We start from the raw sequence: 23,051 nt of genomic DNA, 5'->3' as shown, positions 1-23,051 counted from the left end.
CCCCGTGCGCCCGGCGGCAGGCCGTAGCGGCCGAATTTCCCGCTTCGCGTACCTATGGTCGGGCCCATGAGCAGCTACCCCGAATCCCGCAGCGTCCGCATCTGCGCCCCTTGCCCCGACGCCCCGGTCACGATCGAGGTCGACGGGCACGACGTCGCCAGCGGCGTCGAGGCGTACCGCATCACGCAGACCGTGGACGGCGACCCGGAGGTCACGCTGTACATACAGCCGGGCTGGAAGGGCCTGGAGTTCGAGGGCCTGGCTGAAGTCGTCGCCGAGCCGGCGGATCTCCGGCACGTCGTCCTCGACTTCCTCGGCAGCATCGACTGGCGGCAGCTCGACGCCGCCGTGCTGGCCCGTGATGATCTCGACGGGGAGCCGGGCGAGCTGACCCGCGGCATCCTCTCGCAGCTGCGCGAGTGGGCCGCCGGTGCTTGACGTCAAGGGCGTCTCCGCGTTCGCGGAGCGGCACATGATGCCGGACCAGGTGCTGGTGACGCGCGGCACGGGCGAGGACGTTCTGGACGCGGCGACGGGTGATCTCGTGCCCGCCGACCCACTGGTGGTGCACTCGGGCCGGGCGGGCCTGTACCGGGGCCGGGAGCGTATCCGGGCCCGCAGTGGCCACGACGGCGCCTGGGTCGACGAGGTACGCACGGGGTACCGGATGCTGCTGCCGCTCGGCGCCGCCGAGCTGCGGGAGGGGGACACGGTGCGCGTGGCGAAGTCCCGGGACGCGCAGGCAGTGGGCCGCTCCTACCGGGTCGCCGCGCTCGGCGAGGTCTCCTCGATCCCGGTGCTGCGCACCGTCTGGCTGGAGGAGCACAACAGGGAGGTGAACGCGGCGTGAGCGGCGGCACTTTCACGAGCCCGGCCGCGTTGGCCGCAGCGTTGACGCGCAACGGCGTCGTCGCCATGGCCGCCATGCGCACGGCGATGGAACACAGCGCGCAGTCGCTGAAGTCCTGCGTGCAGCAGAACGCCTCCGGCCGGCCGGGCCCGAACGTCGTCACGGGCCGGTACAGGGCGTCGTGGCAGGCAGAGGTGTCCGGGGCCGGGCCGCTGGTGACCGGGGTGGTGGGCAGCTCCGCCCCGCAGGCGCGACGGCTGGAGTACGGATTCGCCGGAGCCGACTCCCTCGGCCGCGTCTACCACCAGCCGCCCTTCCCGCACCTGGGGCCCGCCGTCCAAGAAGCCGGGCCGAAGATCGCGCGCGAGCTGGGAACAGCGGTCAGGGCGGTGCTGTGAACTGGCTGTGCGAGGACCTGGAAGCCTCCCTGGCCATGGTGATCGGCGAGGCCGAGTTGGGCATGCTTGCCCGCGCCGTCGTGATAGCCGAGATCCTGGACGACGACGGCGAGCGCAACCTGCGTGTCCTGACCACCCCGGGCCTCACCGAGTGGGACTCCTTGGGCATGTGCCGGTACGGTGCCGCCGCTATCGAGGGCTTCGCGGGCGCCGACTTCACCAACGGAGCCGACGAGTGATCAACCGCGCGCCCGTCACCGAGGCCGTGCGGGCGATGCTCAGCGAAGCCGTGGGCAAGCCCTGCGGCGTCGGCGCCCTGCCCACGGTCGGCGGGGCCCCGGCGCCGCTTCCGTACTTGGTGCTGTACCCCCTCGGCGGGGACGTCGACGGCGCCCCGCTGGGCGACCGGTCCGAGGACGCTCACCTCGTGTACCAGGTGACCGTCGTCGCCAGCCGCACAGACCAGGCCGAGTGGACGGCGGACCGCGCCCGGCGGGCCTTGCTCGACCGTGCCACCGCAGGCGGGTGGGCGCACCCTCTGGTGGTTCCGGGCGGCCGAGTGTGGGGCCGGGTACTCATCGCGGACGACGGCGCGGACCCCTCGTCGGCCGGCGAGGGCGTGGTGACCTATGCCCTGCGGGTTCGGCTCAGCGTCAGCAGCACCTGAACCAGGCGATCGGCCGCCCGCGCAGTGTCCGCGCGCCCCGGCTTGCTCACCCGCACGTCGGTGTCAGTGGCCCCGGGTAGGTTGATGGCTCAGGCGAAGGCATGACGGAGGGGAATCATGGACACCGCACAGCTGCTTACGTCGGGGGAAGACGTCGCGGCCCTGCTCGCGGACAGCAGCCGGCCTCTGGGGCAGCGCACGCTGTGGCGGCTCCTGTACGAATCCGACGTGCGGATAGGTGAGCTGCTCGCCCTCGACGTTCCCGACGTACGCCTCGTGGAGCGCATTCTGGCGGTCTCCGAGTCGAAGGAAGGCCCCTGCGAGGTCGATATCTCCGAAGCCGCGGCCAACGACCTCGCGCTGATCATCGCCGGGCGCAGCGCCGGTCCCGTGTTCGTGTTGCCGGACGGAACCCGTCTGTCCCGCGAACGAGCGCACGCCGCCTTCCGCGCGGCGACGGGGAAGTCGTTGCACGCCGTACGTGACAGCGGCCGCCGGGCCCGCATGGTCGCCCCTGCCGCATAAGGGCCTCGAAGGGCCGCCTGCCGAGCGCGGCGGCCCCAGCTCCACACGGCGGAAATGATCAGGCCATCCCGTGGCCTAAAATCGCTCTAATGTCCGACAAGAACGCCCCTGATGTCCCCTCCGAGTTGATCGCTTTGCAGTGCGCCTCCAACGCCGAGTTCCTGAAGGTGCGGGCCTTCAACGAGCACGGGCCCACTTTGCAGTGGTCGGACGAGCTGCACGCCGAGTGGAAGGCGCAGTGGGAGGCGTGGCGAGTAGCCGCCGAGGCGGTCTACGAGGCCGTGTGTAATCACCCCGCCGCAGCGGAGATGGGCCGCTACACCTTGGAGATGGCCGTCAAGGCTGCCGCCCGGGCCGCCGCGCTGACCGCGTCGACCGCATCGCACGACCTCGCCGCGTAGCGGGACGTCTTCAGACGTCGCGGCGGTTCGACAGTGCCGTCTGGGCCCACGGGGTCAGCGTCTCCGTGTACAGGCTGCCGTCCTCTGCGGTGAGGCCGACGATCCACTCCTTCGCGATCAGGGAGCGGAACAGCGGCCGGTCGGCCTCCGCGATCTCGGACTCGGCGACCTGGGGGCTGGCCTCCAGACGGCTCGCCACGTGGAACAGGACCCGCTCCTCGTCTGCGGTGATGTTGAAGTCCACGCCTCGACCGTAGGTCCGCCCGCGAGCTCCCGCCCGCTGAGCTGCACGGTTTGCCGCCCATAGCCGTATGGTCGTCTACGTGCAGCGATCACGGTCGCCCCGCTGGCTGCTGCACCCTCACCGCGGAGGCCCCCGCGCGGACGTCCGGCCACATCGGTGGCACGGGCCGGTTCCCCCGACACGACGTCGAGGGACGGGGCCGCCGCTTCCCCTCCGTTTCACGCACGGCTGCCCGTCCCGGAATCGGACAGCAGTGCAGGTACAGAAATTCTCCCGACGCGGCGTGACCCGCGTCCTGTGGCTGGCCAAGATCGCCGACGCCAGCCACGTCCCCACGCGAGCCGAACTGACCGCCGGCACGGACCTCACCGACATGATCGCCGCCATCGACGGGTGGTCGCTGTCGAACAAGGCGATCGAGACACCGACCCTCGGCAGCACCTTCGAGACGAAGATCCCCGGCGCCGACGAAGCCGACGACTCCTCGCTGACCTTCTACGAGGACCAGACCGGCGACACGATCGAAGGGCTGCTCACCAAGGACGCGACCGGGTTCGTGGTCATGCTCCGCAAGGGCGACGTCCCCGGCAGCCGCAGCATGGACGTCTTCCCCGTCCGGGTCGGCAGCCGCTCGGCGCAGTACAGCGTGGACAACGAGGCCGCGAAGTTCGTGGTCTCCTTCTCGATCACCGAGAAGCCGGTCCAGGACGCGGCCATCCCGCCCGCCGCCACCGCCCCGGAGCGCCCCGCCACCAAGTAGCGGGCCCTCAGTCTCCCGGCCGGGCGTGCCGCAGCAGCGTGCTCTCCCCTTCTCTCCGTTCACGGCACGCTGCCGCCCGCGCCCGGCCGGGCCTCCTCTTCTCCCCCTTCGCCTCGCCTTCTCCTGGAGCCACCCGCATGACCACCCCCACCCCTCACACCGTGTTCAACCCGCCGGCCGAACCGGTCGCCCGCGACGCGCACTGGGCCGCGAAGATGGCCCGCCTGCGAGCCCGGACCCTGCCGGAGCAGACGCTGGTGATCTGCGACGACCCGGCGGTGCGCGAGCGCCTGGACGGCGCGAAGGCGGAGGCCGCCCGGTGCCGTACGGTCGACGCGGCTGCCGGGCAGCAGGACAGCAAGGAGAGCCGCCGCGCCGAGGCCGAGGTGGCGAAGGCACAGGAGGCGTTCGACGCGGTCGCCCTCAAGCTGACGTTCCGGGCCCTGCCCCGGCCGGTGCTGGACGGGCTGATCAAGCAGTTCCCGCCGACCGAGCAGCAGGCCGAGGCCGGGGACCTGTGGAACCCGGAGGCGTTCCCGGCGGCCCTGATCGCAGCGGCGCACGTGGAGCGCGACCCGTCCGGCCAGCCGGTGGAGGGCCTGACTCCGACGGAGGCCCAGGAGCTGCTGGACGCGTGGCCGATCTCCGAGTCGAACCTGCTCTTCCAGGCCGCCTGGCAGGCGCAGCAGCTCACCCGGGCCAGCACGGTGGAGCTGGGAAAAGGCTGATCTCTGACGCACAGCTGCACGAGGAGCTGGAGCTGTGCGACCGCTACGGCATCCCCCACTCCGTGTTCCTCGGAGCCGGGGACGGCCGGTGGACGGACACCGACCGGGCGAAGGCCCTCGCCTACGCCGCCTACCGGCGGTCGGTGTGCGGAGGCTGTGGAACGCGGTCCGCCGAGTGGGACGAGTCCGCGGGCGGTAACCGGTTCGCGTACGTGACGATGACGGTCCGGTGCGTGGGGTGCGAGCTGATTGCCCGGGAGCAGGACCAGGTGCCGGACGGTGCGGACGGGTACGGCGTGCGCATCGGGCTGGTGCCACGGGAGGTGCGGCAGCAGCACGGGCAGTAAGGGGCGCTAGGCCGGGCGCGGGGGAGAACGGGCGCCGACTCCGGTGTCGAACTACACGCTCAGCGTGCAGATGCGCGCTGACGCGGCACAGCTTCTCTCCGCCGTACGGCAGGCCGCGCAGGCCATGCGGAGCCTGGATCGCGGCGTCCAGGCCCTCAGCCGGAACCTGAACCAGATCCGCTCCGGGGCCTCCGGGGCGGCCGGGGGCCTGCGCGACCTCGGGCGGCAGTCGGCGAGCGCGGGCGCAGGTCTGCGGCGCGTCGGCGCGGACGGTCACGCCTCCATGGGCCGTCTGCGGCAGGGCGTGGTCTCGGCCCGGCAGGAGCTTCACCACCTGCGTGGTCTGCTGATCGGTGGCGGGATCGTCGCCGGTCTCCACGAGATCGCCAAGGAGGGCAACGAGTACCAAAGGTCGATCAATAAGTGGGGAGCCGTCACCGGCGCATCCGCCGCCGACATGATGCTGGCCGGTGCGAAGGCCCGCGAACTCGGCGCCGACCTGAATATCCCCGGTACGTCTGCGGCGAAAGCCGCCGATGCGATGTTGGAGCTCGCCAAGGCGGGCCAGACCTCGGCGTCTTCGATCGACAACGCCCGCGCCGCGATGCAGCTCGCGGCAGCCGACAACCTCAGCGCCGCCGACAGCGCGAGGTTCCTCGGCGACATCATGGACCAATTCGGGCTCAGCTCGAACAACGCGGGCCGGGCCGCCGACGTACTTGCTGCTGGCGCGAACGCTGCGTCCGGCGGCCTCCAGGACATCTACTACGCGATGTCCTACACCGGGCCCGTCGCGGCCCAGTTGGGCGTCTCGCTGGAGGACACGGCCGCTGCCGTCGCCATGCTCGCCCGCGCGGGCATCCTCGGCTCGAAGGCCGGTACGTCCCTGCGGGGGATGCTCACGAACCTCGCGAAACCGACCGCGCAGATGCGGGAGGGGCTGCGGGACATGGGCATCGAGGCGTGGGATGCCCAAGGCAATTTCAAGGGCCTTCGAACCGTTATCGAGGGCTTTGAACAGGCTCAACACAGGATGTCTCAAAAGGACTTCCTGGGTGCACTGTCGAAGGTCGTCGGCAAGCCCGCGCTCGCCGGCGCCGCCGCCATGGCCCACCAGGGAGCCGCCGCATTCGACCAGATGCGGTCAGCCGTTTCCCGCGTGGGGGCGGCCGGGGAGATCGCGGCGAGCCAGACCAAGGGGTTCGCCGGTGCGCTCACCCAGCTGAAGTCGCAGGGCAAGAACACAGGCCAGGTCCTTTATGCGGCGGCAGCGCCGGGCCTGGAGAAGATCACCCGTCTGGCGACCAGGGGCCTCGCGGCTGCGACGCCGTACATGGAGTCGGCCATCAAGTACGGGCAGAACTTGGTCACGCTGCTCGGGCCGCGCGTCTCCTCTTCCGTCGAACGGGGCTGGGCGAAGGTCAAGCAGTCCTTCAGCGGCCTGGACCAGCCGGTCAAGCAGACCGCGTTCACCGCCGCCGCGTCCGCGCTGAGCGTCCTGGTCAACGCCGGCAAGGCCGCGATGGAGGTGCTGCGCAACCTCGGCGCGGCGCTGTCCCCGATCGGCCAGGCTCTAGCCGAGGTGAGCGACGGCGCGGGGGCCGGTGCCGGCGCCCTGGGCACGCTCACCACCGCCTTGAACCTGGCGCTGTCCGGCCTGGGCACCGTCTCGGCCGTCCTGCGCCCGATCGGCGAAGCCGTTGGTGGGCTCGTCCGCGCGTTCGCGGCGCTGCCCGGCCCCGTGCAGACGGCGATCACCACGATGATGCTCGCCACCAGGGTCAACCCGGCCTTGATGGCGATGAGCAGAAACGTTTCTGGTCCGGTCGTCGGCGCGTGGCGGTCGTTCGGCGACCAGATGCGCGTGCAGCAGCAACTCGCCGCGAACTCCGGACAGTCCATCGGGCGAATAGGCCAGGCACTCGCGGTCCTCGAAACCCGCGTGCCCGTCGTCGGGCAGATGACCAACGCGTTCCGGTCCGCGGAAGGCCGGATCAGCGGCGTTGCCCGCGCCATGGGCGCCGGACTGGGCGGCGCGGCCCGCGGTCTGATGGGCGTGCTCGGCGGCCCGTGGGGCGCGGTCCTCACCGCCGCCGGTGTCGGTTTGTCGCTGCTAGCCGACCACCAGCAAAAAGCCGCGCAGGCAGCCGCCGAGCACCAGTCCCGCATCAGCAGCCTCACTCAGGCATTGCGGGAATCCCACGGCGCAACGACCGAGAGTGTCCGGGCCGCAGCTGTCCAGAACCTCATGGAGGCGAAGGTCTCCGACGGCAAGAAACGCCTCGTCGACGTCATGGAGCAGGCCGGTGTCACGACCCGGCAGCTCACTGATGCCTACCTCGACCAGGGTGGCGGCCTGGACGCCCTGGAGAAGAGGCTGCGGGAGACCGCCAAGGAGCAGACGAAATGGCACACCGGCATGTCCGGCGCGTGGGAGACCTACACGGAGCAAGGCGCTGCCGCAGCCCGCGCAGCGGACGCCATTAAGTCCGTCAAGGGCGAGATGCAAAAGGCCCAGAAGGACGCGCGGAACGTCGCGGATGCTGTCGGGTCCAGCGGCAAGGGCGCCGCCGATGCTGTCGGCCCCTTCGGCCGGTTCAGCGATGCCATGCGTCGCCTGTCGGATACGACAGCGGACGCGGATAGCCGGGCGCGCGCCCTGCACGACGCCCTGAATGTCCTGGCTGGCGGATCGGTCAACTTCTCCGCCGCCGAGGCCCGAATGAACAAGGCGATCAGCGACGCCAAGGACGGCCTTAAGAACGGAGTGGAGGAGTCTGAGGGTTTCAGCAAGTCCCTTCTGAACGTGGATGGTTCGTTGTCCACGGTCACCCGAAATGGCCAGCGGCTCTACGACACCCTCCAGAGCCTTTCCAGCTCTGCGGCAGATGCTTCTCTGGCGGCATTCCAGTACGCCCAGACGCAGGGCAAGACGGTCCCGGAGTCCTTGCAGGCCGCACAGGACCAGATGAGCAAGGCCCGCACGTCCGCCATCGAGACCGCCCAGGCCTTCGGGCTGAACGCGGAGCAGGCCGCGAAGCTCGCGGACGCGGCCGGCCTCGTACCGAGCAAGGTGTCGATTCTCCTCCAGGCCGCCGGCATGGACCCCGTCATGGCCCAACTCATGGCTGTCCAGCAGGCGCTGAAGGCCACACCGGACCAAAAGACGATCACGGTGTCGTCGCTCGACAACGATGCGAGGTCCAAGCTGGAGGCCCTCGGCTTCAAGATCAGGGACCTGCCCAACCGGGAAGTCTCGGTCACCGCGCCGACCGACGGGGCGCGGTCGAGCCTGGATTCGCTGATCTCCAAGATCGCCGCGACCCCGGGCGCGAAGCACATCGCGATCTCCTCCGACACGCAGTCCGCCGTGTCGGCCCTGGAGGAGCTGAAGGGCAAGATCGCCACGACGCACGGCAAGGAAGTCACGGTCACAGCCCCGACGCAGGAGGCACGCGACCAGGTCGAGAAGCTTGGCTTCAAGATCGTGGACATCAAGGACAAGGAAGTCACCGTCTCTGTCCCCACGGGTAACGCGCAAAGCCAGGTCAGTTCCATTCAGTCGTCGATTGACAGCCTGCGAGATAAGACCGTCACCGTCACGATCGTCAAGAACGAGGTCACCAACTCCAGTGGCGGCGGGGCTAAGCACGAAGCGAATGGCGGCGTGCTGGAGTTCTACGCAGACGGTGGCGTTCGCGAGAATCACGTCGCCCAGATCGCGAAGGGCGGAACATGGCGGGTATGGGCGGAGCCTGAAACCCATGGCGAGGCGTACATCCCCCTTGCCTCAACCAAGCGCACCCGCTCCAAGGCCATTCTGTCCGAAGTCGCCCGGCGCTTCGGCGGTGAAGTCGTCTACCACGCCTCCGGCGGCATGACCGACTGGACCTACACCCCGGGCGGCGGCCCGCAGGTTTTCACACCCTCGGATGTCGCGTCGAAGTCCACACGGAAGAAGGGTGACAGCGAAGTCTTCGACATCGGCCTGTTCGAGAAGAACTTGGGCAAGTCCGCAGCCCAGGCCGAGGAATGGCGTAAGAACCTCGCAGCTATCTCCCGGAGGGCGGGCAGTGATGTGGCCGCCGCCCTGGAGCAGATGGGTTCCGAAGGCGTCGAAGTCGTCAAGAAGATGGCGCACGGCAGCGACAAGTACATCAAGGAGATGTCGGACAACCTGCGGAAGATGTCCGGCACAGCCAAGAGTGCTCTGTCTGACTACAGCGACAAGCTGACCTCAGCCACGAAGAACAATGAGGAATTCCAGCGAAATCTCATTGAGTTGACGAATGCGGGCTTCGGCGACCTGGCGTCGCGTCTGGCGGCCCAGGGGGACGACGCCGCCAAGACCGTCGCCGCTGAGGCGGTCCGCGACAAGGGCAAGGCGAAGAAGGCCAACGACGCAGCCAAGGCGGCAGGCCAGGTCCTCGACGGCGAGCAGGTGACCGACCTCCTGAAGATCCTCGGCGCGCTCGGGCCCAACCGCGGCATCCACGCCGTCGCCGACGCAACGGGCCTGGAGGAGGACCGGCTCATCACCGTGGCCAACGCGGGCAAGGACCACATCAAGCGGGCCGGCACGAAGGCGAACCGGTTCCTCAGCGACCTCATCAAGGCGAACGCGGGCAGAGCGTATGCGAACGGCGGCCTGTGGGAGCCCGGCATCTACTCCTCCCCGCCGGGCCGCGATGGGCTGATCAAGTTCGCGGAACGGTCGACGGGCGGCGAAGCGTACCTGCCGCTCGGCCCGGCCAAGCGCGGCCGCTCGACCGCCGTCCTCGCGCAGGTCGCCGACAAGTTCGGCCTGGCGGTGGCGCCACGGAAGCTCGTCGACGCCGCCGGGCCGCGCATGCAGGTCGTCGTCGTGCACCAGGCCCCGGCCATCGGCACGCAGACGATCAACGTCTCCGGTTCCTCGGCGACACCGGAGGGGATCGCTTCGGCGGTCGCCTACCAGGTGAGGCGGGCCAAGCGCGGCGGGGTGCTCCGATGAACACACCCGTCCTCGAGGACTGGCAGCTGGACCTCGGCGGCGTCCTGCTCGGGCACAACACGTCCATACCGGTCGCGGAGATCGAAGGGCTCGGCCGACCCGACGGGCGCGGCGACCTCACCGACCAGCCCGGCACCGACGGAGTCTGGGCGGCCCCGGACTGGTACTCAGAGCGCAAGATCCGCATCGACTGCGCGGCGAAGACCCCCGGCGACCCGGCGGCCGCCCGCGCGCTCGTGGAACAGCTCCAGGCCGCGGCCGATCCGCCCGGGGTCCGTACGGTCGGCGGCGCCGTGATGCCCCTGCGCATCAAGTGGCCCGGCGCCCCGGCGAAGGTGCTCTTCGGCAGGCTCCGAAAGCTCGACCCGGAGTGGGCGAAGGCCGCCTTCGGCTGGGTACCGCTCGACGTCGAGTTCGCCGCCACCGACCCCTGGTTCTACGGCGACGCCGAGCAGCAGATCTCCCTGCGGCTGGGCTGGCTGTCGTCCGGAGGGTTCACCGCCCCGGTGCAGGCACCCATCCAGGTCTCCAGCGGCGAGTCCGGCGGGCAGCGCCGACCGGGCTGGGTCACCAACCAGGGCGACACCGCGACCTGGCCGGTGATCACCGTGTACGGGCCGTGCGCGAACCCGAAGATCACCCAGGTCGAGACCGGTCGGACGCTCAAGGCGCAGGTGTCGCTGGACGAAGGCCAGTGGCTGCGGATCGATACCCGGCCCGGCCGGCGGCACGTCGTCCGCGACAACGGCGGCAACGTCCTGCTGACCCCGGACTCCGACCTGGGCGCGTTCAGCATCCTCCCGGGCCGCACCGAAGTGCGGTGGACGGCCTCCGACCCGACAGCCACCTGCCGCCTGACCGTGGCGTGGCGCGACGCCTACCGGTCCCTGTAACCCCCTTTCCGCTTCAGCACGTTCAAGGAGTTCACCACCATGACGCTCGTCCAGGCGCCGCTGCTCACCAACGGGGCCAGCCACAGCGCGCAGACCTTCCGGATGATGATCCGCGGCCTCGCCCGGGGCGGCGAGGGCATCGCCGAAGGCCCCGACCTCAAGGTCCAGCCGCTGTCGACGCCCGGCGCCGGAGTCGTGGTCGGCGAGGGCTCGGCGATCATCCGCGGCAAGGCCGGGCTGTGGCAGGGCTCGTACAGCGCCTACAACATCGGCCAAGAGGTCGTCCCCGTCCCCCCGGCCGGGGCGACGCCCCGCTCGGATCTGATCATCCTGCGCGTCACGGACCCGGAATACGAGGGCGGCCTGGACCCAGCCAAGGACAAGATCAACACGTTCGAGGTCATCCCCAACGTGAGCCCCACGACCACGAAGGTCCCGGCAGGCATCACCGGTATCCCGCTCGCCCGGGTCGACATCCCGGCGAAGACCGGCGCGATCACCGCCGGGATGATCACCGACGTCCGCAAGGTCGCCAACCCCCGGCGCGAACGCACCCTGTACACCGCATACCCGCGCAAGCCCAACGAACTGCGCAAGACCGACGACGCCTATGTGAACTGGCCTGGCGAGGCCCGGTGGATGCTGCCCGTCCCGGCATGGGCGACACAGGCGGCCATCGTTATGACGATCGCCGGCCTGCGCTTCGAGGGCGCCGACGTGTTCGGCGCCATGCAGATCTGCCTGGGGACCCGCGAGGGCGAAGACACGATCCTCGACGACGACCAGAAAGACGTGCGGCGCACCACGGCCGTGATCGCCGACAGCATGCGAGTCCTGCCCGAATTCCGGGGCACGACCCAGCCCCTGTTCCTCCAGACCCAGCTCAACCCCCGGCACACCGGCTTCCTCCAGGTCGACGAAGGCACGTCCATCGTGTGCGACGTCGAATGGACCGAGGGGCCGGTGTGACCTACCGGTACCTGACGCAGGACGCGCTGACGGGAGACTGGCTCACCCTCGATCTCCCCCTGACAGACGTCGAGTTCGGGCCACAGCTCAACGGCCCCGGCCATTTGAAGGGCGAGCTGTCGCCCCGGCTCGCGCACACGGCGATCGACCTCGTGGACCCGGGCAACACACTGATCTACGTCGAGCGGGACGGCCTGCTGCGCTGGGGCGGCATCATCTGGCAGGCCGTCCCCGAGGGCAACACCCTCAAGATCGAAGCCTCCGGGTGGACGTCGTACCTGCACCGGCGACACGACGTCGACGGGGAACTCGGCGGGCGCGCCCCGTACGTGTACACGGACCCGTGCCAGATCGCCCGGGACATCGTGGCCTACGCCCAGTCCGTCCCCGACGGGAACCTCGGAATCACCGTGGACGGCACCACGTCCGCGGCGAAAACCGGCACGCCGGCAGACCCGTGGCACTCCCGCTGGTGGGAAAACCCCAACCTCGGCGACCAGTTCGACAACCTCTTCAAGGCCGCAGCCTCCCCGGACCACACGTGCACCGTGCACTGGGACGCCCAGCACCGCCCGGTGCGCCGCATCCAACTCGGCTACCCCCGGCTCGGCGCACGCCGGACCGACATCTACTTCTCCACCGGCATCAACATCGTCGACAGCGTGCCGGTGACCTACAGCGCGGACGAGTACGCGCAGGTCGTCATCGCCACCGGAGTCGGCGAGGGCCGGGCCAAGCAGCGGTCCACCGACGCCGTCCGCAACAACCGCCTGCGCCTGGAACAGGTCCTCGACCTGCCCGAAGTCCGCGGCGTCGACGTGCTCGCCAAGCGGGCCCGCGCCGAACGGACCTGGCGGCAGGTCATGGGCACCGTCGAGCAGATCACCGTCCGCGACCACCCTGCCGCCCCGATCGGGTCGTGGCAGGTCGGCGACGACGTCCGCGTGACCGTCCGCGACCAGTGGACCCGCTACTCCGGCTGGTGCCGCATCACCGGCTGGACCGTCCACCCCCAGACCCCGGGCGGGGAGAGCGCCACGCTCACCCTCGACCCGGCCGAGTCCTACCACTACGGACTCACCTCCTAACCCCCCACAGAACAGGACCAACTCCCCTCATGTCCGAAGACATTGGCCGCCGACTCGCACGCCTGGAGCAGCAGGTCACCGCGATATCCCGCGCCCCGAAACTGACCAACGCCTCGCTGGAGGACGCCACCCTGGAGGTCTACGACGACAAGGGGTCGCTGCGCGCCCTGGTCGGGCAGCAGCCGGACGGCACCAGCGGCGTCACCGTCGTCAACGGCCCCGTCCCGCCCATGCCGGCCAAACCGACCGTCACCTCCTCCATGGGCACCCTCGTCATCTCCTGGGACGGCAAGTTCGACAACAACGCCGTCTCCCCCCTGGACTTCGCCCGCGTCGAAGTCCATGTCGGCGCGGTCCCGGACTTCGAGCCGGACGCCTCCACGCTGCGCGGCACCGTGGAGACCGCCCAGGGCGGAACCGTCACCGTGACCCTCGGCTACCAGCAGTGGTGGGTACGCCTTCGCACCCGCAGCCTGTCCGGCGCCACCAGCGCCGCAACCGCCGCTGTCGCCGGGGAGCCCCGCCAGGCCCACACGACGGACATCGCAGCCGGGGCAATCACCGCGGACAAGCTCAGCATCGGCAGCACCGGCAATCTCCTGCCCGACCCCGGCTTCGAGACCGGGCTCACCGAGTCGCGTCTGGCGGACCTGGGCATGTCCTGGGCCCGGATCGAGAGCGGCGGCGCCGACTCCCCGTGCTGTCTGACGATCGCCACCACCGGCGGCGAACCCCGCTGGCTGCCCTACGACCCGTTCGCGGTGAATCCGGGCGACATGTACTGGCTGGGCATCCACTATCGCTGCTCGAAGGCGTGGGTGGGCTCCGGAGTCGGTATCTCCCTGGTGTGGCGAGACGCCAAGGGAAAGATTCTCAATACCAGTTCGGTCACTGCCCCCGAGCCGAAGGCCGACGGGCAGTGGCGACGGATCTCCGGCAAGGTCCGCGCTCCCGAAGGCGCCGTCCGCGCCGAGGCACGCCTTCAGGCCGGAGACGGCACCGCCGGCGAGGTGTCGTTCGACAACGCCGAGTGCCGCTCCATCATGACTTCCGCCGCCTCGGGTGAACGCGCCGAGATCGGCCCTGACGGTGTTCGACTCTTCGACGGCCAGGGCGAGCAGGTCGTCTCCCTCGTCACCGGCGCCCCCAACTACCTGAGCCTGTCCAGCCACGACGGCACGTCCGTCGCCTCCATCAGCGACACCGGAGCTGCGGGCTTCCAGTCCCTGTCGGTGGCCGGGAAGCTGACGTGGCAGGGCGACGACCTGCAGACCGTGCTCGACTCCATGCCGCGCGGCCTCGTGGCCATCAACCGGCAGACGGCCCGGGTGGAGACGACAGGCACGGAGGTCGGCTGGGTCGAGGTCGGCTTCGATGCCGACCCGACCCGCGAGTACCGCATCGTCGTGGACGCCCACGTGTCGCCGTCCGTCGCGGGTGGAGAGCTGCGCCTGCGCCTGCGAGACGGCGGTGCGAGTGCCCCGGACATTCGCTCTCCCCAGGTGCAGAGCGCCATGCACCAGTTGGTGCGCGACGGAGGGTGGCAGCGTGTACGGCTGGAGCTCCCCATCTCCGGCTCCGTCCTCGGCAAGGGGAAGCACCGGCTGCTCGCGACGTTCGACAACCGGCAAGGCCCGGCCGGCCAGTCGGTGACGCTGATCGGCGGGCAAAGCTACCCGGGCTTCATGTACATCGAGGACGTGGGCCCGAAGCTCAAGGAGACCGGCGGGTACAACACTGGTGGCGGCTCGTCGTCGAAGCCGGACCCGGATCCCAAGCCCGTGCCCCAGCAGTACACCACGACGTACGCCGCCGCCTGGTCGGGCTCGTACAGCCGCCGCTCCAGCTACAACTCGTACTACGGCGCGCAGATGCTCCAGGGCTACTACTCGGAGAACAACGGAACACAGGCGTCGCTGTGCGGGTTCCCCGCGGACATGGTCAAGGACCTTTCCACGGCGTCTGTGCAGAAGGTGGAGTTGTTCCTGTACTTCGACCACTGGTACAGCAGCAGCGGCGGCAAGGCTGTGATCAAGCCGCACGGCCACACGTCGCGGCCGGCCACGTTCTCGTGCGGCAGCTCCTCGAAGTCGGTGGACTGGAGCCGTAACGAGGGCAAGTGGGTTGATGTGACGGCTCTGTTCGAGGCGTCGACCACGCGCGGCTTCGCACTGGACCCGAACAACACGTCCGGCACCTACTACGGTCGGGCAAACGGCGTTGGCGGTGCGAACCCGCCGAAGCTGCGCGTCACCTACACCAAGTAGTCCCGGAACGCGGGGTTCCCCTGCGAGATCCGAAGGCTCCAGCGGCCCCACCCGATGTGCTTCGGGTGGGGCCGCCCCATGTCCGCCCGGACGGTTTCTCCCGAGCACAACCCGTAGGTCTCCGGGCCCGCCGTGCATCGCGTTTCCAGTTGGCGGCTGTCGGCGTTCTTCATCGCCAGCAGCGCGGCCAGCAGCATCGTTACACGGGGCGCAGCCACAGGCACAGCTCGGCCGGGTCGCCGTCCGCCCGTAGGTCGACGTGCATCACGTGCAGCGGTCCATCGACTTGACCAGCAGACTGCGCCCGGTCGATGGCCCTCCGCACGTGCTCGGTGCCCAGGCTCCTGGAATTGCTGGCATGGCCCAAGGTGCAGGTGTAGGTGACCCGGTCACCGTCCACAGTGAGCCGGGCTCCCTCGCGCTGCCGGCACTCGGGACACGGCACCAGCACCTTCGAGTTCTCGGTGACGACGCACACCTGCCCGGTCACAGTGGCGCTCACCGGCCCCGCGGGCTCCGGCGCGGGCGGAAGCGCGGCTGCGGTCTCTTCATCGAGCGTGCTGAGGGTCTTCTTCAGCGAGGCCGCCGCGAATCGCAGCTCGGACGGCCCCGGAACACCGCCGCCAAGACCGAAGGGCACGTTCGCTGGAGGCTCCTCGCGGCGCAGCAGCCGGGACTTGACCCGGCACATGACGTCGTCGGAGACACAGGACTGGTGCCCGGTCTCACGCAGTGCGCCGACGACCAGTTCCTTGAGGTCGTACGGCTCCTTGTCGATGTCGAGCCTGCTGTCCAGCGCGTCGCGCAACGTTGTCACGGGCACCGCGGCCGGGTCTTGGTCGCGGGTGAGGTGCAGGGCGTACAGGATCAGCCCGAGGGCAGCGAGGTCGCCCACGGGGGCGCGCTCTGCGGGGTCGGTCGGCCAGGTCGGCGCGAGCAGCTGGGCTGCCCGGTGGACAGCGGCTCTCCACGGCGGCGGGGAGTCGGTGGGCAGCAGATCCCCCATGGCCTGGGGCAACGTGGTGGTCATCGGTAGCTCCATACGTCGCTGGTCGCGGCCTTGGTGAGGTCGAGCTTCGCCCAGATGCCTCGGTGGTCGGAACCGGTGTCGCTGACGCCGTAGTCGGTGATGCAGGGCACGAGGGCGTCGCTGACGAGGATCCAGTCGATCCGGTCGTCGCTGCCGGTGCGGGTGAGCAGGTTCTCGTCGCCGGACTCCTTGTAGAGGTGCCAGGCGACGTCGGTGAAGCCCTTGCCCGCGATCCTCCAGGCCACGCTCCGGTCCGGTGCGGGTGGCCCAGGCTTCTCGGGGTCGGTCACGACCAGGCGGGACCCGCGGTTGTACGGGCGCATCCGCTCGTACGCGGGCTCGGGTCCGGCGAGGGGCGGGTAGTTGAAGTCGCCTCCGAGGATGGCGAAGCCGCCTCCGGCACGGTGGATCCGGGTGCCCATGAAGCTGACTTCGCTGGCGGCGCGCACAGGGTCGTAGGGACTGAGGTGGACGCTGCCGGCCGTGAGAGGGGCGGGAAGGCAGGGCAGGGTCCAGCCGACGACTTCGAATCCGTGGTGGGTCTCGTGGGCGGAGAAGTCGTGATTGAGGTACGTGCGGCGGCCCATGGTGTCGCGCCGGTACATGGTCATGGGACCGAGGCCGGAGGGGCTGGGGGCGAGGATGCCGTCCATGTCGAGGTCGTGTTCGGCTCGGGTCAGGCGGGCGTGGCCGTCGGCGGACCACCCTTCTGCTTCCTGCCCGAGGAGGATGTCGGGGCGGACAGCGTTGATGGCTTCGGCAAGCTGGGGCCACCGGTCCTCGGTCGCACCGTCGGTGTGCTTCCAGCCGCCTCGTCCGAGGTTCTGCGACATGACCGTGATCTGCACCAGCGCCCCCTGCGGCTCGTGTTCGAGCGCCACCGTAGAAGGTTCTGCCGCCTGCTGGTGAGGGATCTCGAAGACCGGCGGCGATGATGGCTGGATTCGTGTCCCGGGGGTGCGGAGCCAGGGGCGTTTCAGGCCCGGGAACCCGACTGCCCCGCGCCGTCGGGACGCGGGGCAGTGGTGAGTGCAGCCAGCACTGGGTTGATGTCTCCCACCGTACGTGCCACCACTGACAATCCGGTTCGGCCGGTTCGAGGCGCGGCCGGAGTGTCCACGGAGCGTCGGTTCCGGACACCTTGTTCTGGAACTGGCGGACGTGCCGCCTCCTGTCTCTCTAGACTCCGGCACGACGGCGTGCGAAGGGACGAGGGAGCGTCATGCCGACGGTGGTGGTGGGCTTCCGGCTGGGCAGGGACTCGACGGGGTACCAGCTGACGGCCATAGCGTCCGCGACGGGCCGGATCCACATCAACCACGGGCTCTACGGGCGGCCCGGTCGCACCGAGCGTGCCAGCAGTCCCACCGAACCGAACGCTGCATACCGGGGCATCGCGTCGTTGCGCGAGTTGCACGCCAAAAAGCTCCGCCAGGGGTACACGCGGACGTTCATCTCCCCGTCGGTCGTGCGGCTGGACGTCGACGAGCTTGTACCGGAGGAGTACGGGGGCCGGGAGGTGCCTGCCCCAGAGCTGGTGGAGGCGTTCGTGGCCGCCGCGCCCTCAAGGCCGTCCGAGGCGGGGTTGGAGGAGGCGATCCGGTCCTTCTACAAGGCGATCGGCTCCCCGGCGCGCCCTCAGAATTTCGAGCGGCTGGCTCGTGCCGGCAGTCCGACAGCTCCGTTACCTCCGCGGGCCGCCGCGCTCCTGCGCGTTCTCTCCCACGGTGATGTGGTGGCGTCGCCCGCGAGGTCGGCCGTGGGCTACACGGTGAGCGCGAAGGCGGTGCGGCTTCGTGTCGGGCGGGCCGGTGAAGACCTGGATCACGCAGCGGTCATGGAGCTCCAGGCGGCGCTGTCCGCGTGGCTGCGGCTCAACCCGAACCCCCCGAAAACTGTCGCATAAAGGAAAACTGTCGAAGAGGGCGCGATCACGGGCTCCTGTCGGTGGCTTCTCCTGCCGTAACGGCCCGCCGACAGGAGCCCGGTAAGCCCCAGTTTGGGGGTCCGAGATCCGGACCGGTACAGAATCCGGACCGGTCCGGGAACGAGACCCCTACCGGTCCGGAATCCGGACCCCGGGGGTACGAAAACCGGACCCCCACCGGTCCGGAATCCGGACCCCAGAACGCAAGTGAACACAAACACCAAGAGGAACAGCAGCAGCCGCGCGCGAGCAGCCCAGAGCTCCCGTGGTCACCAAGGCACTGGGCTCTCCGCCGTCGGGCCTCCGTTCCGGTTCGGGCTCGTACGATCGTGTTCGGGCGCGGGGCTGCTGGAGGATGCGGTGTCTGTGCCGCCGGGCGCCGAGCCCACGCTGTGGGAGCTGCACCGCGCCGTGTCGCAGCTGCGCGAGGACCTGCGTGGCGATCTGGCGCAGCTCGCGACCCGCCTGGACCAGGTGGTCACGGAGGACGTGTACCGGGCGGATCAGCGGGCGGTGGATCAGCGGATCAGTCAGGTGGAGGCGGGGCTGGCGCATCTGCGTGGGGATCACGAGCAGGTGGCGGAGCGGGCCGGTCAGCAGCGGCGTGAGGATCAGGAGCATGCGGCGGCGACGCGGCGGTTGGTGATCTCGTCGTTCGTGGCGCCGCTGTTGGTGATGGTGTTGCAGTTGTGGTTGGCGTCGAAGGGCACCGCTTCCTGAACCCCGGCCGGGGTGTGGGGTTGGGTGACGCAGACTGGTGGTGGGCGCGGGGAGTTTGGGAGCGCCAGGTGGCGACACCACTGAATCCGGACCGTCTTGTGGAGGCGCTGCGCGCGGAGGGCGTGCACGTTGTTGAGCGTTCCGGTTGGCGGACGCACAACAGGAATCACAAGGGCGCGTGGGGCCCCGTGAACGGTGTGATCGTGCATCACACGGTGACCAGCGGCACGAACGCGTCGATCAGCATCTGCGAGAACGGCTACAGCGAGCTTCCGGGCCCGCTGTGCCACGGCGTGATCGACAAGGACGGCACCGTCTACCTCATCGCGAACGGCCGCGCGAACCACGCGGGCCGGGGCGACGGTGATGTTCTGCGGGCGGTGATCGCGGAGAAGGCGCTGCCGGAGCCCAACGACGACGACACCGACGGCAACACGCACTTCTACGGCTTCGAGTGCATCAACCTCGGCGACGGCCACGATGCCTGGCCGGCCGCGCAGCTGGATGCGATCGAGCGCGCGTCGGCGGCGATCTGCCGGGCGCACGGCTGGGACGCGGGCAGCGTCATCGGCCACAAGGAGTGGACCAGCGGGAAGATCGACCCCGTCGGCTTCACGATGCGGGACATGCGGGCTCGGATCGCGAAGCGGCTCGGCGGGAAGCCGTCCGGCCCCGTCGACCGCGACAAGCCGACTCCCGGGAAGCCGTACACGCCGCCGCCGTTCCCCGACGGTCTGGCCCCGAACCGGAGCAAGCCGTCGGCGAAGCCGCTCCAGGAGGCGCTGAAGCGCACCGGTTGGCTCGACCCGTCGATCCCGCTGTCCGACAACTACGGCCCGGCCACGCAGGCGGCCGTGGCGGGGTTCAACCGCAAGCACAACCTGTTCACCACGGGCCAGCCCAATGACCCGGCTATCGGCCGTCGGGGCTGGGACCTGCTCCACAAGCTCGCCTACGGAGGCTGAGAGAACGTCATGGGATTCATTCAGGCGCACAGCGCCCGCCTGTACGCCATCGTCGCCGCGGCGGTGGCCCTGGTCGCCCACTACGTGGACGGTCTGCCGCAGGCCCTGATCCTGGGTCTGGCCGCCGCCGTCCTGGGTACGGGCGAGGTCGTCCAGCGCGTTGAGGACGCGAAGACGAAGGCCGCAGCTATAGCCTCTCCGGCACTGCCGCCCACAGCGGTCGAGTAGGCGACAGGCCCCCGCGCTCCCCGAGTTCGCGGGGGCCTGTTCGTCACCGGCCGGCGGCCGTCTCCGTTCCGCACGTCACCCGCGCAGCGCACTGCGCGAACTGAAGTTCGTCCGTCGTACCGCCATCTTCGAAGAGCCCGAGCAGCCCCGTGCTGCTCGGGCTCTCGTGCGTTCCCGAGAACACGAGGAGAGAACCGTGAGCAGCACACCCCAGCATCAGGACGAAGCCGGGCTCGACCGGGCCCTGCAGAACGTCACCGAGTCGCTCGGCAAGGTCGACGGGAAGGCCGCTCTTCTGTTCGGCGCGGACACGGCCTTGGCCGCGCTGGCCCGCGGCGCCTTATCCGACGGACCTACCGTTGCGCGGGTCACAGCGGGCGTGGCCGTCGGGTTCCTCGCGGTGGCGATCGTGTTCACCGTACTCGCCGTCCTGCCCCGGCTCGACGACGACGGCACGTCGTTCCTGTACTGGTCCAAGCTCAGCCCGGAGGAGATCCGGGAGGCCGTGCGCGAGGACGGCCGTTCGGATCAGGTCGGGGTCTTGTCGCGTCTGGCCAAGGTCAAGTTCCAGCGCCTTCAGGCGGCCTGCGTCGCCACGGGCGTCGCCGCCGTGTGCATGCTCGTGGCGAACGTGCTCGCGTCCGTCGGCTGACCTGGGGCTCGGTGCGAAGTGCACAGGCCTCCTGGGGCTCGCGATGCCCGGTCCGGCCAGCGTCCACCCCTGCGGCTACGGCTCGGGGAGTCGGAACTCCGGCAGGTGCCCGCCGTGAAGATCGGCAAGGTCGTCCAGGAGGGGCAGCAGCGACACCAGCCGGCCAGCGGGGTTCGTCTGCCACTCGTCCAGCACGGTCCGGACCCGCATCGCCAGGTCGTCGGGGAGGTGGGAGGCATGGACGCGGTACTGCTCCTGGGCGTCGGCGAGGTCTCCGTGGACGTGATCGTCGTGCAGGTGGGCCTCGGCGAGCTGGTGCAGGCTGAAATGGATCTGCCAGGCCGCGTCGCGTGTGTTCACGCAGGTGACGGTACGCCGCCGTACGAGACGGTCAACACGGCTGTGCGGTCGAAGTGTTGACCGGTACGGTCGGCGTGTTGTTCATCCCGTTGAAAGGACCGCTCATGCGCTACTACTTCGAGATCGACGAAACGGCTCGCCCGGAGGCCCCGGAGTGGCAGTGCTGCGAGACGGCCGAGGAGGCAGAAGAGGGTGACGGCCTCTCCGCCACGGCGTACGGCCGCTCCGTGCTGAGGAACTGGATCGCTGACCATGACGACTCGGGGCGCACCGGTGTGGTCGACGAGTACGGGAACCCCAAGCTGCGGATCCGGGTGTACGTCGTGGACGACCGTTCTCCGGACCACCCCGAAGCCGGGCACCCTGCCGCTATCGTCGGCTCCGATGAACTCGACGGCCCGACCCCTGAGATCGATGCCGTCGAAGAGGCCCGGGCCCTCTAGCCGTACGGCTCTCAGCGGTGCGCGAGCGGGCGCGTGAACGCGTCGTGCCGACGCGGCGTGTCAGGCCACAGCAGCCCCGGGCGCACGGCGGTCCCCTCCAGCTCGCGAAGCCGCTGCTCCGCTCCGGCCGGCAGGGGAAGGAGTCGGCGCTCCCGGGCCGTCGCGTTCGGGCGGCTCGTCTCCTCGGTCCCCGTCTCCTGCTCTTCGACGTCACCCCAGGTGGAGTCTGCGAGCGGACGTACGGGCAGGCCGAGGAGCCCCAGTTTGCCGAGCTCGCTCAGCGGAACGATCGTGTTGCGGGTGCTCGGTGCCTCGGTGCTCATGGCCCCCCACTTCATCGGGCGTACGGTCGTCTCAGGGCTCGAAGCGTACGTGCTCGCGGTGGAACGGGGCCAGGAGTGACCGGAGTCCGGTCTCGCCGGCGTGCCCGACGCGGTATGTGCTGGCGTCGGGGTTGTCCGGGTCGGGTTCCGGGTGGTCATGGCAGAGCGCGCGCCAGCGCACCATGACCGGGTCGTCGGGGTCGTCCATTCGGTGCCCCAGGGCTTCCAGCCGCTGGGTCCACCGTTCGCCGAGCCGCGGTGTGTCGTACAGGTAGTGCCCTGCGAGTTCGTCGACGTCCTGTCGGGTGATGGCAGAGACGCCGGTGCCGCGTTCGCGCGCCAGCAGGTAGAAGGCTGTGGCCAGGGCCCCGGTGCCGTCCACGTACTGCGCGCCCATGTAGTACGTGCTCCGTAGGCTGATCTCTTCGTGCCCGAGGGCGGGCGTGACGACGGCATGGGCGCGTTCCCACGCGTCGCGCCACAGCTCGTTGCCCTCCCTGATTGCTTGGCGGCTCAGTTCGTTCAGGCGCTCGCTGACCGTGAGCATCGGCGCTGTGCACACAGGCAGGGACGCCAGGTGGTCCCAGGTGTAGTAGCCGCGCCCCAGGTCCTGGTGCAGGTACACGGCGTCGACGCGGTCGACGGTGACCTCGACCCGTTCGGGTCGTACCGCGCGGACGGCTCGGTTGAACGCGGCGTCGTGGACCTCGGGCGACCTGTAGTAGGCGGCCGTGCTGTGCGGCCAGAAGCTCGCGTCCGGCTCCCTCAGCCGGATGCCGTCGACCTTCGACAGGGCGGTGCGCACGCGGGTGTTGAGGCGGGCGAGCTGTTCCTCCGGGTACATCGCGACCGTGACCGCGCTCGGGCCCGGCCACACCGGGCCCATCTGGAAGGTCATCGGCGCGGCGTTCTGCTCCAGTTCGTAGCGGACGGCTTCCACCGCCTGCTCGGCCTGCTCCCGGGTCAGGGTGTGGTGGATGCCCTGCACGGTCGAGTGCAGCCACTCGGCCGGCACGGGACCGAGCTGGTCGCCGTAGGAGGCGAACAGGTCACGGTAGGCGTCGATGTACGCCCGATAGCCCGGATCGTCGAAGGTGATCAGGAAGTGCAGGTACGGGCCATCCGGCCAAGTCCTCTGCTGGGAAAAGAAGCTCTCCATGCCGCAACCCCCTCCGTCTTGCGCGCGAAGCCCGCCCGAGCGGGTGACTGCACGTTACCTGACCGGTCAGAGACCCCACAGGTGATCAAGCCATCGGCCTACCGCCCTCGCCGA

27 protein-coding genes are annotated in these 23,051 nt (G+C 69.8%); 21 read left to right on the top strand and 6 right to left on the bottom strand.

The genetic code is table 11. From position 1 onward, the window contains the following. Positions 1-66: 66 nt before the first annotated feature. The 7 genes from ACFY1P_RS29610 (at position 67) to ACFY1P_RS29580 (ending at position 2,841) form a co-directional block, all read left to right on the top strand. Positions 67-438 carry a hypothetical protein gene (locus ACFY1P_RS29610; protein WP_390752342.1) on the top strand — a complete coding sequence of 124 codons (372 nt, stop codon included), beginning with the start codon at positions 67-69 and terminating at the stop codon, positions 436-438. Then, a complete protein-coding gene (locus tag ACFY1P_RS29605; RefSeq protein WP_390752341.1) occupies positions 431-850 on the top strand; it encodes a DUF6093 family protein in 420 nt (139 codons plus the stop codon). Before ACFY1P_RS29610 ends, ACFY1P_RS29605 begins: the two co-directional genes overlap by 8 nt. Beyond that, positions 847-1,248: an HK97 gp10 family phage protein gene (locus tag ACFY1P_RS29600; RefSeq protein ID WP_390752340.1), complete on the top strand. Its 402-nt coding sequence runs from the start codon at positions 847-849 to the stop codon at positions 1,246-1,248. Before ACFY1P_RS29605 ends, ACFY1P_RS29600 begins: the two co-directional genes overlap by 4 nt. Next, positions 1,245-1,487: a hypothetical protein gene (locus ACFY1P_RS29595; RefSeq protein ID WP_390752339.1), complete on the top strand. Its 243-nt coding sequence runs from the start codon at positions 1,245-1,247 to the stop codon at positions 1,485-1,487. The genes ACFY1P_RS29600 and ACFY1P_RS29595 overlap by 4 nt, the downstream gene beginning before the upstream one ends. Further along, the gene (locus ACFY1P_RS29590; protein ID WP_390752338.1) at positions 1,484-1,915 is read left to right on the top strand and encodes a hypothetical protein; all 432 of its coding nucleotides are present in this window, start codon (positions 1,484-1,486) and stop codon (positions 1,913-1,915) included. Before ACFY1P_RS29595 ends, ACFY1P_RS29590 begins: the two co-directional genes overlap by 4 nt. Before the next feature lie 117 nt (positions 1,916-2,032). Further along, a complete protein-coding gene (locus ACFY1P_RS29585; protein WP_390752337.1) occupies positions 2,033-2,440 on the top strand; it encodes a tyrosine-type recombinase/integrase in 408 nt (135 codons plus the stop codon). An 89-nt stretch (positions 2,441-2,529) separates the two neighbouring features. Beyond that, on the top strand, positions 2,530-2,841 hold the full coding sequence (locus tag ACFY1P_RS29580) for a hypothetical protein (protein ID WP_390752336.1): 312 nt from the start codon (positions 2,530-2,532) through the stop codon (positions 2,839-2,841). 10 nt (positions 2,842-2,851) lie between these two features. Here ACFY1P_RS29580 and ACFY1P_RS29575 read toward each other — a convergent pair whose 3' ends face one another. Then, positions 2,852-3,085: a hypothetical protein gene (locus ACFY1P_RS29575; RefSeq protein ID WP_390752335.1), complete on the bottom strand. Its 234-nt coding sequence runs from the start codon at positions 3,083-3,085 to the stop codon at positions 2,852-2,854. A gap of 283 nt (positions 3,086-3,368) precedes the next feature. Here ACFY1P_RS29575 and ACFY1P_RS29570 point away from each other — a divergent pair, with 283 nt between their 5' ends. The 8 genes from ACFY1P_RS29570 (at position 3,369) to ACFY1P_RS29535 (ending at position 15,130) form a co-directional block, all read left to right on the top strand. Further along, positions 3,369-3,845 carry a hypothetical protein gene (locus ACFY1P_RS29570; protein ID WP_336411789.1) on the top strand — a complete coding sequence of 159 codons (477 nt, stop codon included), beginning with the start codon at positions 3,369-3,371 and terminating at the stop codon, positions 3,843-3,845. A gap of 137 nt (positions 3,846-3,982) precedes the next feature. Further along, complete coding sequence (locus ACFY1P_RS29565) at positions 3,983-4,573, top strand: hypothetical protein (RefSeq protein WP_390752334.1); 591 nt, start codon at positions 3,983-3,985, stop codon at positions 4,571-4,573. Positions 4,574-4,635: 62 nt separating this feature from the next. Then, positions 4,636-4,920 (top strand): hypothetical protein, encoded by a 285-nt coding sequence (locus ACFY1P_RS29560; protein WP_390752333.1) that lies wholly within the window; start codon positions 4,636-4,638, stop codon positions 4,918-4,920. A gap of 43 nt (positions 4,921-4,963) precedes the next feature. Further along, positions 4,964-9,913 (top strand): phage tail tape measure protein, encoded by a 4,950-nt coding sequence (locus tag ACFY1P_RS29555; protein ID WP_390752332.1) that lies wholly within the window; start codon positions 4,964-4,966, stop codon positions 9,911-9,913. After that, positions 9,910-10,806 (top strand): phage distal tail protein, encoded by an 897-nt coding sequence (locus tag ACFY1P_RS29550; RefSeq protein ID WP_390752331.1) that lies wholly within the window; start codon positions 9,910-9,912, stop codon positions 10,804-10,806. The genes ACFY1P_RS29555 and ACFY1P_RS29550 overlap by 4 nt, the downstream gene beginning before the upstream one ends. A gap of 39 nt (positions 10,807-10,845) precedes the next feature. Beyond that, on the top strand, positions 10,846-11,775 hold the full coding sequence (locus tag ACFY1P_RS29545) for a hypothetical protein (RefSeq protein WP_390752330.1): 930 nt from the start codon (positions 10,846-10,848) through the stop codon (positions 11,773-11,775). Further along, the gene (locus ACFY1P_RS29540) at positions 11,772-12,863 is read left to right on the top strand and encodes a hypothetical protein (RefSeq protein WP_390752329.1); all 1,092 of its coding nucleotides are present in this window, start codon (positions 11,772-11,774) and stop codon (positions 12,861-12,863) included. The genes ACFY1P_RS29545 and ACFY1P_RS29540 overlap by 4 nt, the downstream gene beginning before the upstream one ends. 29 nt (positions 12,864-12,892) lie before the next feature. After that, on the top strand, positions 12,893-15,130 hold the full coding sequence (locus ACFY1P_RS29535; protein ID WP_390752328.1) for a hypothetical protein: 2,238 nt from the start codon (positions 12,893-12,895) through the stop codon (positions 15,128-15,130). Between the two features lie 199 nt (positions 15,131-15,329). Here ACFY1P_RS29535 and ACFY1P_RS29530 read toward each other — a convergent pair whose 3' ends face one another. Beyond that, positions 15,330-16,160: a hypothetical protein gene (locus tag ACFY1P_RS29530; protein ID WP_390752327.1), complete on the bottom strand. Its 831-nt coding sequence runs from the start codon at positions 16,158-16,160 to the stop codon at positions 15,330-15,332. Next, complete coding sequence (locus ACFY1P_RS29525) at positions 16,157-17,041, bottom strand: endonuclease/exonuclease/phosphatase family protein (RefSeq protein WP_390752326.1); 885 nt, start codon at positions 17,039-17,041, stop codon at positions 16,157-16,159. Before ACFY1P_RS29525 ends, ACFY1P_RS29530 begins: the two co-directional genes overlap by 4 nt. Positions 17,042-17,382: 341 nt before the next feature. Between ACFY1P_RS29525 and ACFY1P_RS29520 the strand changes: the two genes are divergently transcribed. The 5 genes from ACFY1P_RS29520 (at position 17,383) to ACFY1P_RS29500 (ending at position 20,652) form a co-directional block, all read left to right on the top strand. Continuing rightward, positions 17,383-18,066 carry a hypothetical protein gene (locus tag ACFY1P_RS29520; RefSeq protein WP_390752325.1) on the top strand — a complete coding sequence of 228 codons (684 nt, stop codon included), beginning with the start codon at positions 17,383-17,385 and terminating at the stop codon, positions 18,064-18,066. A 381-nt stretch (positions 18,067-18,447) separates the two neighbouring features. After that, positions 18,448-18,807, top strand: a complete 360-nt coding sequence (locus ACFY1P_RS29515) for a hypothetical protein (protein WP_390752324.1) — start codon at positions 18,448-18,450, stop codon at positions 18,805-18,807. A gap of 68 nt (positions 18,808-18,875) precedes the next feature. After that, positions 18,876-19,772, top strand: a complete 897-nt coding sequence (locus tag ACFY1P_RS29510; protein ID WP_390752323.1) for an N-acetylmuramoyl-L-alanine amidase — start codon at positions 18,876-18,878, stop codon at positions 19,770-19,772. A 9-nt stretch (positions 19,773-19,781) separates the two neighbouring features. Then, a complete protein-coding gene (locus ACFY1P_RS29505; RefSeq protein ID WP_390752322.1) occupies positions 19,782-20,000 on the top strand; it encodes a hypothetical protein in 219 nt (72 codons plus the stop codon). 196 nt (positions 20,001-20,196) lie between these two features. Further along, positions 20,197-20,652, top strand: a complete 456-nt coding sequence (locus ACFY1P_RS29500) for a Pycsar system effector family protein (protein ID WP_390752321.1) — start codon at positions 20,197-20,199, stop codon at positions 20,650-20,652. Between the two features lie 75 nt (positions 20,653-20,727). On the opposite strand, the gene ACFY1P_RS29495 is transcribed toward ACFY1P_RS29500, so the two are convergent. Next, on the bottom strand, positions 20,728-21,012 hold the full coding sequence (locus ACFY1P_RS29495) for a hypothetical protein (protein WP_390752320.1): 285 nt from the start codon (positions 21,010-21,012) through the stop codon (positions 20,728-20,730). Positions 21,013-21,116: 104 nt separating this feature from the next. On the opposite strand from ACFY1P_RS29495, the gene ACFY1P_RS29490 reads away from it, so the two are divergent. Beyond that, positions 21,117-21,455 carry a hypothetical protein gene (locus ACFY1P_RS29490; RefSeq protein WP_390752319.1) on the top strand — a complete coding sequence of 113 codons (339 nt, stop codon included), beginning with the start codon at positions 21,117-21,119 and terminating at the stop codon, positions 21,453-21,455. A gap of 11 nt (positions 21,456-21,466) precedes the next feature. Here the strand turns inward: ACFY1P_RS29490 and ACFY1P_RS29485 are convergent, their stop codons facing one another. Further along, positions 21,467-21,778 (bottom strand): hypothetical protein, encoded by a 312-nt coding sequence (locus ACFY1P_RS29485; RefSeq protein WP_390752318.1) that lies wholly within the window; start codon positions 21,776-21,778, stop codon positions 21,467-21,469. A gap of 31 nt (positions 21,779-21,809) precedes the next feature. Next, a complete protein-coding gene (locus tag ACFY1P_RS29480) occupies positions 21,810-22,937 on the bottom strand; it encodes a 2'-5' RNA ligase family protein (RefSeq protein WP_390752317.1) in 1,128 nt (375 codons plus the stop codon). Positions 22,938-23,051 lie beyond the last annotated feature (114 nt).

This window comes from Streptomyces sp. NPDC001407 (assembly GCF_042895325.1).
Lineage (GTDB): Bacteria > Actinomycetota > Actinomycetes > Streptomycetales > Streptomycetaceae > Streptomyces.
Note: the sequence above shows the minus strand (reverse complement) of the source record. Positions and strands in the feature narration are given on the sequence as shown.

Bases quoted from the DNA above. Each gene is read 5' to 3' on its own strand.
- ACFY1P_RS29610 (WP_390752342.1), top strand. From the start codon at position 67: ATGAGCAGCTACCCCGAATCCCGCAGCGTCCGCATCTGCGCCCCTTGC.
- ACFY1P_RS29585 (WP_390752337.1), top strand. From the start codon at position 2,033: ATGGACACCGCACAGCTGCTTACGTCGGGGGAAGACGTCGCGGCCCTG.
- ACFY1P_RS29580 (WP_390752336.1), top strand. From the start codon at position 2,530: ATGTCCGACAAGAACGCCCCTGATGTCCCCTCCGAGTTGATCGCTTTG.
- ACFY1P_RS29565 (WP_390752334.1), top strand. From the start codon at position 3,983: ATGACCACCCCCACCCCTCACACCGTGTTCAACCCGCCGGCCGAACCG.
- ACFY1P_RS29550 (WP_390752331.1), top strand. From the start codon at position 9,910: ATGAACACACCCGTCCTCGAGGACTGGCAGCTGGACCTCGGCGGCGTC.
- ACFY1P_RS29545 (WP_390752330.1), top strand. From the start codon at position 10,846: ATGACGCTCGTCCAGGCGCCGCTGCTCACCAACGGGGCCAGCCACAGC.
- ACFY1P_RS29535 (WP_390752328.1), top strand. From the start codon at position 12,893: ATGTCCGAAGACATTGGCCGCCGACTCGCACGCCTGGAGCAGCAGGTC.
- ACFY1P_RS29530 (WP_390752327.1), bottom strand. From the start codon at position 16,160: ATGACCACCACGTTGCCCCAGGCCATGGGGGATCTGCTGCCCACCGAC.
- ACFY1P_RS29520 (WP_390752325.1), top strand. From the start codon at position 17,383: ATGCCGACGGTGGTGGTGGGCTTCCGGCTGGGCAGGGACTCGACGGGG.
- ACFY1P_RS29505 (WP_390752322.1), top strand. From the start codon at position 19,782: ATGGGATTCATTCAGGCGCACAGCGCCCGCCTGTACGCCATCGTCGCC.
- ACFY1P_RS29490 (WP_390752319.1), top strand. From the start codon at position 21,117: ATGCGCTACTACTTCGAGATCGACGAAACGGCTCGCCCGGAGGCCCCG.
- ACFY1P_RS29485 (WP_390752318.1), bottom strand. From the start codon at position 21,778: ATGAGCACCGAGGCACCGAGCACCCGCAACACGATCGTTCCGCTGAGC.
- ACFY1P_RS29480 (WP_390752317.1), bottom strand. From the start codon at position 22,937: ATGGAGAGCTTCTTTTCCCAGCAGAGGACTTGGCCGGATGGCCCGTAC.